Raw genomic sequence first — 12,420 nt, 5'->3', positions numbered from 1 at the left:
GTAAAAGAGTATTGAACAGATGACAGTCCACCGTATTTTAGGATACCATGAGGATTTTCCGGAGTGCTGTAACGATTTAACCTTTTTTGCCTGATTTTTAGTTAAAAGTATGATTCAATGCTTCGTTAATCTAGGCTGTAGTTTAGTTTTGCGATGATGTTGACAATTAGGTCCTTTCTATAAATTACGTACCTTGTGAATGACACAAATAGGGCTAATCCATCAAGTCCCTGATAAGTTCGCCCCCTGTCTGCCCTGCTTACCGCCAGGAAGGCATTGGTGGAATTCAATAAAATCGCCATTTTAAACTACAGCCTTAATCTATTGTAAAGTGGTGTAAATCAATTTTTTGTAATCATGGAGATGATTGCTTTAAATCCTTGTTTATTAGCAGTATATGCTTCGTATTAAATCTTAAATCTAACGATTTATTGATGATTTGGTTGGTGATTGAATGAACAAAAAACCTTTGGCGTCATTGTATTAAAAGTTCAGAAACAACAAGATTATAGTACTTTAGCAGAGTATTTTGTTTGGGTTCTTGTCATTTTCATTATTTTTGAGTCTAAAGTATATGCCATCAAGTTATTTTATGACATCATTTGTTCAACATCTTCTCGCATCAATTGGCACCAGCAACGGCAAAAAAACTAAGTCCGGGCATGAAGCAGGGGTGATTGACATGGTTGATACATTCTCCCGTTTCCTTAATCAAAGTATCTACTGGGCCGATTTTAGTCGCAGTAAGTTTTTGTATATCTCCTCACATCCCCTTTTTCTAGCTGGTCATACCCCTAAGGAGATTCAAAAAATGGGGTTTTCGTATTATGAAAAAATCATTGAGCCCAATGATATGAGGACCATAATGGTGTCCAATGAAATTGGCTTCCGGTTTTTTAACACTCAGCTCCCGCTTGACTGGCGCAGGAACTGCTATTTGGCTGTTGATTTTAGAATTCTTCAGGAAGATGGCAGCTATATAATGGTGACTCAAACCATGGTTCCGTTTCAATTGTCGAATGAGAATAAACTAATATCCACGCTTTGTTTTGTTTCTCCCTCGCTTTCACCTAAAGCAGGAAATGCTGTTATTCAAAACTTAAGTGAACCTTTGCAATACCGCTTCAATCCCGAAACCAGGCGCTTTTACCTCCGTTACCAGGATGAGCTTACTCCACGGGAAAAAGAGATCCTGTTGCGCAGTGGACAGGGTGAGCCCAATTCTACAATTGGTGACGAGCTGAATATTTCTGTATCCACCGTAAAACAACACAAGAGGAATATTTTTCGCAAACTGGATGTCACTAATATTTCTGAAGCTATTTATTATGCCAGGTATAATCGGTTGATATAGGTGTCTGGGTGTGCGATGGCACTTCTTGTTTCCTCATTTTTAGTGTAGAAAAAGTGAAATATCTCGCTGCCTGGTTAATGATTTCTTGGGGATTCGATTAAGTAGGGAGCGCTGAAAAACGCCTACTTTATTAGCGTTTAAAACTTTAAATCATATCAACAAACTCCTAAGTGCAAGGTTATTCCACATCAAACTCGGATTTCTTTGCACTTAATCATAAAAAAACAGCTAATCAAAAGAACAAAATTTACTGCACCGCCCGAATCTCGAAGTATTTCAATACTCCTTCGATTGGTCGGCTTGTAAATTTTGCCCTTTTGACTTTTTCAGCAGTCCCTAAGTAAATCATCTCATTTGATATCATCCTTCACCCTTATACTTTTTCAACAGCCCCCGTGTAGCGAATAAGAAAAATGATATTTTGAGCTGAACTGTTCAATAACATTCCACAAACAAACTGGTTTTGTTCCCATTCAGGAATAATTTCCTTAATTTTGCGGCCTGTAAACTCGCACAAATAAACAGTTACATTATGGCAGATAAATCAAATCAACCGTTGTTTAGCGAGTTCGCTCCTGTTTCAACTCAGGAGTGGATGGACAAAATAACAGCGGATCTCAAAGGGGCTGATTTCGATAAGAAGCTCGTTTGGAAAACGAATGAAGGTTTTAACGTTCGTCCCTTTTACAGGGAGGAGGACCTTAAAAACCTTGAGTATCTTGACACTCTACCGGGAGAATTTCCCTTTGTTCGTGGAACCAAAGCCCACAACAAATGGTTGGTGCGTCAGGATATCGTGGTGAAAGATGCGAAGGAAGCCAACGAAAAAGCGCTGGATATCCTTAACAAAGGAGTTGACTCTTTGGGATTCTTCATCGAAAATGAAGAGCTGATTACCAAAGAAAACGTTTCTGCACTTTTGAAGAACATTGTTCCAGAGGCTGTGGAGCTTAACTTTTCTACCGCTCATGGTAACCAAAAGCTTTATCAACTCGTTGTTGAGGAGTTTGCTGCACGCAATTGCAAGCTCGAAGAAATTAAGGGTTCTTTGAATTTCGATCCACTTGGCAGTCTTACCGTAAGCGGAAAATCCTGCGTGCCGGTTGAAGAGCTGCTCGACAATGCAGCTGTTCTGGCCGGAGAAGGAAAAGCAATGCCTCAGTTCCAGACCATCAGTGTAAATGCTAAGCATTTCAATAATGCTGGTGCTTCCATCGTTCAGGAGCTTGCTTTTGGCCTGGCTATAGGTAATGAGTACCTGGCTCAAATCACCGAGCGCAACCAGGACATCAACACTGCTGCTAAAAACATCCGTTTCAACTTCGCAGTAGGTGGTAACTACTTCATGGAAATTGCCAAACTTCGTGCCGGACGTATGTTGTGGGCTAAAATTGTGGATGCTTACAAACCTGTCGGTCTTGAAGTGAAGAAAATGCACACACATTGCGAAACTTCAGAGTGGAACAAGACCATCTATGATCCTTATGTGAACATGTTGCGTACCCAAACTGAGGCGATGAGTGCAACCATCGGTGGTACCGACTCATTGACCGTGGCGCCTTTCGATCAAGTGTTCCGTCAGCCTAATGTATTTAGTGAACGTATTGCCCGCAATCAGCAACTGTTGCTGAAAGAAGAATCTTACTTCAGTATGATTGTGGATCCTTCAGCAGGAAGTTACTACATAGAAAATCTGACCGACAGCATTGCCAGCGAAGCCTGGAAGCTGTTTGTGGAAGTTGAAGAAAAAGGGGGATATACCGCTGCTCTGAAAGCCGGATTTATTCAGGCTAAAGTGAATGAAACTTCTGATAAACGTAAAAAAGAGTTGGCCCGCAGGAAAGATACCTTGCTGGGAACCAACCAGTACCCCAACAATCTGGAAGCCGTATCTAAAGAAATCAGTGAAGACAAAGCTTTTACAGATTCTGAAGAAGGCAACACTGTTGAGCCTATTCAACTTTACCGTGGTGCGGAAGAATTTGAAGCATTGCGTTTGGCTACGGAAAGAGCAACTAAGCGTCCTAAAGTCTTTATGTTGACTTACGGAAACCTTGCCATGCGCCTGGCACGTTCTCAGTTCTCTGGTAACTTCTTTGGATGTGCCGGATACGAAATCATTGACAACCTTGGTTTCGAAACTGTAGAAGAAGGTGTTGACGCTGCTAAGAAAGCCGGAGCTGACGTGGTTGTGCTTTGTTCTTCTGATGAAGAATATACAGACGCTGCACCTGCTGCCTTTAAAGCATTGAATGGCGATGCCATTTTTGTTGTGGCGGGAGCCCCTGCCTGTGCCGACGACCTGAAAGCTCAGGGCATTGAGCATTTCATCAATGTGCGCACCAACTTGCTGGAAACACTGCAAGGGTTTAACAAAATGTTGAATATTCAGTAAATTTTAAACGCAAAGACGCGGTGACGCATAGTTTTTATTGAGAGAGATGACTTCAAAGACATCTTTGGACATTCAAATTTAAGTTCAGCGCCTAAGCGCCTCTGCGTTAAAAATATTTATCATGAGACCAGATTTTTCAAAAATAGAATTCAAAGGAGATAAATGCCCTATTGATCCCAAAACCTGGGAGAAAAAGAACGGCATTAAAAAAGACTGGGTTACACCTGAGCAGATTCCGGTGAAACCCGTTTACAACAAAGAAGACCTGGAAGGCATGGAGCACCTGAACTATGCTGCAGGATTGGTGCCTTATCTTCGCGGGCCCTACTCGGCTATGTACGCCATGCGTCCCTGGACCATCCGTCAGTATGCAGGTTTCTCTACCGCCGAAGAGTCTAATGCATTTTACCGTCGTAACCTGGCGGCCGGACAGAAAGGTCTTTCTGTAGCATTTGACCTTGCTACCCACCGCGGTTATGACTCTGACCATGAGCGTGTGGTTGGTGACGTAGGTAAAGCCGGTGTGGCCATCGACTCTATCCTTGATATGAAAGTGCTTTTCGATGGTATTCCATTGAATAAGATGTCGGTTTCCATGACCATGAACGGTGCTGTACTGCCTGTAATGGCTTTTTACATCGTTGCCGGTTTGGAGCAAGGTGCCAAGCTTGAGGAATTGAGCGGAACCATTCAGAACGACATTTTGAAAGAGTTCATGGTGCGTAACACTTACATCTACCCACCAGAGTTCTCAATGCGCATTATCGCCGATATCTTTGAGTACACATCTCAGAAGATGCCTAAGTTTAACAGTATCTCCATTTCTGGGTACCACATGCAGGAAGCCGGTGCTACTGCCGACCTGGAATTGGGTTATACCCTGGCCGACGGTCTGGAATACCTGAAAACTGGTGTTGCTGCCGGACTGAGCGTTGACGCTTTTGCACCTCGTTTGTCTTTCTTCTGGGCCATCGGAATGAACCACTTCATGGAGATTGCCAAAATGCGTGCTGCACGTATGCTTTGGGCGAAAATCGTGAAACGTTTCGATCCTAAGAATCCTAAGTCTATGGCGTTGCGTACGCACTCTCAGACTTCAGGATGGTCATTGCAGGAGCAGGATCCTTTCAACAACGTTGGTCGTACCTGTGTGGAAGCTATGGCTGCCGCTTTGGGACACACCCAGTCGTTGCACACCAACGCGCTTGATGAGGCCATTGCATTGCCTACCGACTTTTCGGCACGTATTGCGCGTAACACTCAGATTTACATTCAGGAAGAAACCAAAATCACCAAGGCTGTTGACCCATGGGCTGGTTCTTACTATGTAGAAGCATTGACTAAGGAATTGGCTGACAAGGCCTGGGCACACATCGAAGAGATCGAAGAGATGGGTGGAATGGCCAAAGCCATCGAAACAGGTCTGCCAAAGATGCGTATTGAAGAGGCTGCTGCCCGTACACAGGCTAAGATCGACAGTGCCAAGCAGGTGATTGTTGGTACCAATCGTTACCGTCTCGAGAAAGAAGATCCTATCGATATTCTTGAGATTGACAACACTGCCGTGCGTAAGTCTCAGATTGAGCGCCTTGAAAAGCTGCGTGCCGAGCGTAACGAAGATGAGGTTAAAGCTTCTCTTGAGGCTATTACCAAAGCTGTTGAAACCGGCGAAGGTAACCTGCTTGAGTTAGCTGTTGATGCTGCCATGAAGCGCGCTTCTCTGGGTGAAATTTCTTATGCTTGTGAAAAAGTCGTTGGAAGATATAAAGCTGTGATTAGATCAATTAACGGAGTATATTCTTCAGAGGCCGGAAATGACAGCGAGTTTGAACAGGCTCGTGCACTGGCTGCTGAGTTTGCAGAAAAAGAAGGTCGTCAGCCCCGTATCATGATTGCCAAAATGGGTCAGGACGGTCACGACCGTGGTGCCAAAGTAGTGGCTACCGGATATGCCGACATCGGTTTCGACGTGGATATGGGACCATTGTTCCAGACTCCTGCTGAAGCTGCCCGTCAGGCTGTTGAGAACGACGTTCACGTATTGGGTGTTTCTTCTCTCGCTGCAGGACACAAAACTTTGGTTCCTCAGGTTATTGATGAGCTGAAGAAGCTTGGCCGTGAAGACATCATGGTGATTGCCGGTGGTGTTATTCCTCACCAGGACTATCAGTACCTCTACGATTGTGGTGTAGTGGGTATCTTTGGCCCCGGATCATCTGTATCACGTGCTGCTATTGATATATGTAAGCTATTACTGCACAGTCACGAAGAGTAAGAACTTTCGATAGTGATATTTTTAAGCCCCTGCCGGTCTCCGGTGGGGGTTTTTTGATGGTGTAAACGCGGAGACACAAAGTCGCAGAGGGTTAGTTTGAGAGAAGATTAACATGCGAGCTCCTTTCGGGGCACGAAGGTAAGCATGACGATGAGGTCTATAAATATGCGACCAACTTCGTGGTCAATGGGGTATGTTGTTGATCGTTGAAGCGTATCGCTTTCTCCGGAATTATTTTATGTGTTGGTGTTGATATGAGCCTGAAGGGCTCCTATCTTTTATCTTAAAGAAATCATAATGCCGCTACGAATTTTGTGTTGAAACAGCGTGCTGGCCTGTCCGTTTTCCGGGCCGGCGGAAAGCGGGAAGCCAAAATGGGCGACCTTCAAGACCTTGCGCAATGGCCGGAAATTTTGGTTTTCGAGGGCTGATTGGTTTAAACGGACTAGTCCCGATATCGGTTTTGTAAAGTTTTTTTGGAAAACTCTCAAAAACAATAATCGGGATTTTGGTCTCTTTTTGGGGCAATGCCAAAAAGGACAAATAAGAAAAAGACATTTCGGGAAGAGGATATCAAATTTATCGAGATGTTTGACGTGCCTTTTAGAATAGACTATTTGTTAAGAGAGTGTTGATTTACAGTAAACTTCGTGGTAGGTTGCTGATGTTGGCTTTTGAAAACATTATTTTTTAAGGTTGATTTTAAGGATAATGATGGACCGGGAGCCTGAAGGGCTCCCATATTTATAGAAACAATTACAGTTAATATAAACCGACGCCGAAGGTGTCGTATATTCAAAATAACGGTGATGGTTTCACTTCAAGTGAAGCCATCACTAACAATAGTTTGTTGGAAAAATGAAACATTTCATTTATTTTTGTTAATCAATTATTACCTTAAATGCCAATATTATGACTGATTCTAACCTTTTTCCTGGGACGCCTTCCGACCACCGGCGCTTATACCAACTACTTCAATTTTTGAATCAAAAAAATATTCCGCTTCGGCTTTGCCTTTATTCTCGTTCGAACCTTGCAGGTACCTCCTTCGACCTTTGTTCGACTTCTGTTCGGCTGTTCTTCGGCCCTATAGAGTCGGAGAAATGCCGAAGAACGGCCGAACAAGCCCCGAAGAAGGTACGAATTAGCCCCGTAAAAGCCAATGTGTATTCTGATTAAGCATCAGTAAATCAAAGATATGAGCTAATATGTGATTAAACCTCTATTTCAAGTATAAGAAATCAGTAACTATTAATCTTAAAAACCTACCAGAATGAAAAATCTTAAATCTTTCTTTCAGACTATGCTCTTCTTTATTGTTCTCATTTTCCTGGTTGAATACTTCTTTACTTTTGGACTCCAGGTGCCAGGTTGGAATGCTGCAGTCCAAACTCTTAGGTCTATTTTGCCAAGTGTGTTAGTGGTGTTTTTTGTGTTCTTTTTCAGGGAGGTTTATAGAAAGTAAACTTTTTCTATGCTTTTTTATTGGATTTACGCCTCCTTTCAAAAAGGTGGCTATTTCGGTCTGACTGTGCCAGGCATTTCGGTCAAAATGTGCCAGTCTGAGAGATGGTGCAATAGTACAAAAAAAATGTTATTCTGCTTTCAAAATATCTCTTCTTAAAGAGGGCCCATTTAAATCGATTCGATGGGATGAGTTCACCAGTCGGTCGAGTATTGCATCAGCGATTGTTCCTTCCCCTATAATGTCATACCAAGTTGATACTGGTATTTGCGATGACACGATTGTTGTTTTTTGGTTATAGCGGTCATCTATTATATCCATTAATGTTTCACGATCATGTTTGTCAAGGGATTGAAGACCGAAGTCATCCATAATCAACACATCTGCTTTTGAGAGTTTGTTGAGCTCTCTCATGTATGTACCATCCACTTTTGAGAGTTTAAAACGTTTAAACAAACGGGAGGTAATGGCATAAACCACTTTATATTCCATCATGCATGCCTGATGTCCTAAGGCTTGTGCCAAATAGCTCTTCCCAACACCCGAGGGGCCTGTAAAAATGAGATTTTCGTTTCTTGCGATAAAGTCAAGTGAAGAGAGCCTTTGGAACATATTCTTGTCCAGTTGTCTGCCAGCCTGATAGTCCACATCTGCCATAGTGGCTTTTTGACGGAATCCGGCCTGTTTTAACAATCGCTGTATTTTTTTGTTTTGCCTCTCTTCCCATTCATGGTCGGTAAGTAAAGCCAGATAATCATCAGGTGTTACATCCATCAGCTGATTGTTTTTAACCTGCTGCAGGTGTAACTCCGCCATCGCATTAATGCGCATTTTCCTGAGTTTTTCGATTGTTTGATTGTTGTTCATGACATTTGATTTTTACTTGTTTGTATTTCTATTTGTAGGCTGAAGCGCCCCGGATATTGCTATGAAAAGGGATATGCGTTTGAGTGTCATCTTCAAGAGGTTCAAAGTCTTTGTCCTGATTATTCTTAAGGATATTTTTTATCCGTTTGTATGAGTATGTTTCCACGTTGAGGGCTATTTGGCATGCATTATTTAATCGCTCTGAGCTATAATCACGATGTAATTGTATGATGCCCATCGCTCGTTTATAGGCCGTTTCAGGATAATCACTTTCTCTTAAGAGTCCCTCGATAAGCAGAAGTACATGCTCTCCATGCCTGGAAGCTTTCTTTTTAAAATAGTCAGGACTCCATTGGCGATAGGCCTTATGAGTACTACTAAGATGGTTTTCGTTGGTAGTATATACTCCCGGAGCCGGATTGCGACAGTGACAGGCAATGCGCTCATGATTGTAGAAAACCTCTACCGTTGACTTGGTATATTGTATTTGAGTACGTTTACCGATGTACCGATAAGGAACGCTGTAATAATTCTTGTCTGGAGAAAAATAGACATAGCCGGTCTTTTGTACCTTGGCCCTGCGGTAGTCTTTTAGTTCATAGGAGGACTCTGGCAATGGTTTCAAAAGTTCACGCTCGATGGATTGGAACAGTTCGCGACGACTGGCCTGTCGGAGCTGAAGCAAAAGATCGTTATAAGGGCCTAAAAGCCTCCTTATTTCTCTATTAAGATCTTTCAGAGAGAAGAACGTCATCTGGCGCAAGGGGTAATATATGCGCTGATAAACAAGATTTACGGCGTTTTCAACCAGCGCTTTGTCTTGTGGCGAGTAACCACGGGTTGGGTTGATAACGCAGTTGTAGTGACGCGCGAAGTCCTTAAAAGAGCGATTGATTTCCGGCTCATATTTACTGGCCCTTGTCACTGCCGATTTTAAATTATCAGAAACGATGGCTTTGGGAACGCCCCCATAATAGGACAATGCATTTGCCATGCAGCCTATTAAATCTTCCCGTTTCTGGCTCAGGCAAGCCTCTACATAGGTATATTGGCTCTTGGGCAATATGGCTACAAAAACCTCAACCGGGATGATTTCTCCAGTTTCCTGATTAATAATTTGAAGTTTCTTGCCTGTAAAATCGATATAAACCTCATGCCCGGCCTTATGCTCGAGTTTCATGGAACCTTTTTCCTTGGGGAACTTTCGGTGGTAATGCTCCATGAATTGAGTGTAGCTGTAGGGCTCTTTTGATTGCTGTCGATACTCATTGTAGTGAAACAGAAACGTAAATCCCGGGTGATCAAGTTGCTGATTCATTTTTTCAAAGTAGCGCATTAATTCATCATAGCGCGGATTTTTAATGGTCGTATGCGAAGGGAAAAGTTTAAGTAGCTCTTCATTATCTTTGGCCAGAAGTTCTTCTTTTGTGTATTTGCTGGCATTAAATAGCTGCACATAACCGTTAATAGTATTTCGATGAATGCATAGCATATCGCCGATCTTGCGATTGCTCAATCCATCCAAATGAAGCGTCAGAATCTGTTTTAAATCCATAAGATCAAGTGTATTGGCCATAGCGCTTTTTTATTTGCGATATAGCAGTTTTAACCTGATCTCTCAAACTGGCACAAGTCGAACCGAAAAAGTTGGCACAAGTCGAACCGAAATTCTTTAGCCACGCCGTCCGATAATTTGGCACATTTTAAACCGAAATCACTGGCACAATAACTCCGAAATCGGTGGCACATTTTGAACCGTTATAACCAATAATATCCAGAAGCATATTACATTGCTTATTGTCAATTTTGCGCAATCCAAAATCATCTATAATCAACAGTTTTGCTTTTGAGATTGAATCAAGCATTTTAAAATACGTTCCATCAGCTTTCGCATATGTCATTTTATCCAATAGGTTATTGGCCGTATAATAAAGTGTTTTCAATTCGTTAATACATGCCTGCATACCAAAGGCACAGGCTAAGAAAGATTTTCCTGTACCAGTTGCTCCTGTTATTAATAAGTCCCTGGCTTTATTAATCCAGTCACAACTTTGAAGTCTGAGAACAATGTTTTTATCAAGCGTTCTTGGTAAATGATAGTCAACTTGTTCAATGCTTACCTGCTGCTTGAAATTAGCTGTTTTAATGAGTCGTTTTAATTTTCGATTGTATTTGTCATCAAACTCGGCATCAACCAGATGAGCAATCAGTTCATCCGGTGTGAATTTTTCTTGCACAGCGCTATCCAGTATGTTACGATAGGCTTGTTCAAACCCCTGCAAACGCATGGCGTTTAGTTTTTCTAAAGTTGCTGTAATGTTCATAGTTAGCGATTTATTAATTAAAATGTTCTTTTCCACGTAGATTTTCGTGCTCTGAAATTCTGAATAATTCCATTTGTTCTTCACCTGTCATATCGAAAGCCTTATTTTGCAAGACGTTTTTCACAAATTTGTACTGGATACAGTTTAGGATTAGAGCTTTTTTGCATGCCTTGATGAAATCATCGGTGTCATGTTTTTTCGCCAGAGACAATAGTCCCATGCAGCTTTTATAGGCTTGTTCGGGATGTTTTCTGCTGTCGAGGAGTGCCGTGACAAGCTCTTGTACTTCAGGGCCAATTTTAGCGGCCCAATTGATAAACCGTTGTGGAGTCCATTCTGCAACAAATTTATGCCCCGAGGGCCTATGCTCATCTTTGGTCGTATAGCGGTATTTTGTGGATTTTCTTGTGTGAAGGGCTACCCGTCGATTGTTAAAATAGACCTCTACATTGCGCGATGTATAAGTCACTAGCACCTTCTTACCGGTAAGCTGAAAAGGTGCACTGTAGTAGTGTTTATCGTCTTTCAGATAAATATGATGATTGTACTGGACGGTAAGACAACAAAAAGTTTTTAGGTCATATCTGGATGTGGTAAGTGGTTTTAAGGCATCTTTTTCTACATCGTCAAAAAGTTCTTGGCGTGAATAATCGCACTTTTGAAATTTCTTTCGGTTGTAAATGTCTAATTGCACCCATAAAGCAGCATTTAACTCTTCTATGGAAAAGAAGGTTTCATTACGCAATGGCGCGTAAATGGAATTGTAAGCATGTTTTACGAAGTTTTCAGCAAGGGATTTATCCTGTGGCTTGAGAGCACGGGCAGGCAGAATTGCTGTGTTGTAGTGACAAGCAAAATCATTATAGGTTGAATTGACCTGTGGCTCATATTTATCGGCCTTTGTAACGGCTGATTTTAAACAATCCGGAACTATAGCCCTGGGAGCGCCACCAAAGAAGTGAAGTGTATTTTCATTTACGGAAATAAAATTATGTTTCTCTTGTGTGGGCGTGGCTTCGATGTACGCCAATTGGCTGGAGCCCAAAACACCTACAAAAACTTCGCACTCGATAATTTCTCCGGTTGAAGAATCCGTGTAGCTCATTTTTTTCCCAGCATAGTCCACAAAAAGCTTATCACCTGCTTTATGCTCCATGTGCATGCTAACCTTACTTTCTTTCCGCCAGTTGTAATAATGGTGACAGAACTGGCTGTATCCGTAACAATCAGTATGCTTTTGTTTATATTCCTGCCAGAGCAATTGCAGGGTCACTCCCGTTCTTTGCAATTCCTTATAGTAGATTGGGAACTGCTCATAAAGTGTTTGATATCGGGGGTTTTCGGTCTTTTTCCGGCTGTGTATCGCGGCAATCAGGTCAGAATCGGACAAGTCCTTAATAAGTCGGTATTCAAGCCCGCTGGACTTAAATCCAGCTAAGTAGTCGCTGGCAGTACTTTTCCCCATACCCGCCAGTTTTGCTAGTTCTCTGGCACTGATGATGCCTTGTTCGTAATGAAGTCGTAATAACTCTCGTACTTTTCTCATATCGATTCGTCGTTTGGCCATTTTTTATGTTTTTAATTAATGGCCTAAAGTTGACGAGAAAAGTGTCCGGAATGAAACGGAACAACTGTCCGGAATACTCCGGAATAGGTGTCCGCAATAAAACGGAACGGGTGTCCGGATTAAAACGGAATGATTGTCCGCAATGAAACGGAATAGCTGTCCGCATTAAACCG

At 42.2% G+C, this 12,420-nt stretch carries 8 protein-coding genes; 4 read left to right on the top strand and 4 right to left on the bottom strand.

Annotated features, from left to right (window positions below; all coding sequences use genetic code 11):
- The first annotated feature begins 592 nt into the window (after positions 1-592).
- The 4 genes from DDZ16_RS10155 to DDZ16_RS10135 all read left to right on the top strand — a co-directional run bounded on the left by DDZ16_RS10155 (position 593) and on the right by DDZ16_RS10135 (position 7,489).
- Entirely contained in the window at positions 593-1,354 is a 762-nt protein-coding gene (locus tag DDZ16_RS10155; RefSeq protein WP_158275645.1) for a helix-turn-helix transcriptional regulator, read from the top strand.
- Between the two features lie 532 nt (positions 1,355-1,886).
- Complete coding sequence (gene mutA, locus DDZ16_RS10150) at positions 1,887-3,749, top strand: methylmalonyl-CoA mutase small subunit (protein WP_109264352.1); 1,863 nt, start codon at positions 1,887-1,889, stop codon at positions 3,747-3,749.
- Between the two features lie 121 nt (positions 3,750-3,870).
- Positions 3,871-6,024 carry a methylmalonyl-CoA mutase gene (scpA, locus tag DDZ16_RS10145; RefSeq protein ID WP_109264351.1) on the top strand — a complete coding sequence of 718 codons (2,154 nt, stop codon included), beginning with the start codon at positions 3,871-3,873 and terminating at the stop codon, positions 6,022-6,024.
- 1,273 nt (positions 6,025-7,297) lie between these two features.
- Entirely contained in the window at positions 7,298-7,489 is a 192-nt protein-coding gene (locus tag DDZ16_RS10135) for a hypothetical protein (protein WP_109264349.1), read from the top strand.
- Between the two features lie 129 nt (positions 7,490-7,618).
- Here DDZ16_RS10135 and istB read toward each other — a convergent pair whose 3' ends face one another.
- From istB to istA (DDZ16_RS10115), 4 genes are all read right to left on the bottom strand, one after another.
- Positions 7,619-8,356, bottom strand: coding sequence for an IS21-like element helper ATPase IstB (gene istB, locus DDZ16_RS10130; protein WP_109264348.1), 738 nt, complete (start codon positions 8,354-8,356; stop codon positions 7,619-7,621).
- Between the two features lie 28 nt (positions 8,357-8,384).
- Entirely contained in the window at positions 8,385-9,932 is a 1,548-nt protein-coding gene (gene istA / locus DDZ16_RS10125) for an IS21 family transposase (protein WP_109264347.1), read from the bottom strand.
- Between the two features lie 127 nt (positions 9,933-10,059).
- Positions 10,060-10,680 (bottom strand): ATP-binding protein, encoded by a 621-nt coding sequence (locus tag DDZ16_RS10120; protein WP_109264346.1) that lies wholly within the window; start codon positions 10,678-10,680, stop codon positions 10,060-10,062.
- Between the two features lie 13 nt (positions 10,681-10,693).
- Positions 10,694-12,247 carry an IS21 family transposase gene (gene istA, locus DDZ16_RS10115; protein WP_109264345.1) on the bottom strand — a complete coding sequence of 518 codons (1,554 nt, stop codon included), beginning with the start codon at positions 12,245-12,247 and terminating at the stop codon, positions 10,694-10,696.
- Between the last annotated feature and the right edge of the window lie 173 nt (positions 12,248-12,420).

The organism is Marinilabilia rubra, assembly GCF_003121985.1.
Taxonomy (GTDB): Bacteria; Bacteroidota; Bacteroidia; order Bacteroidales; family Marinilabiliaceae; genus Marinilabilia; species Marinilabilia rubra.
Note: the sequence above shows the minus strand (reverse complement) of the source record. Positions and strands in the feature narration are given on the sequence as shown.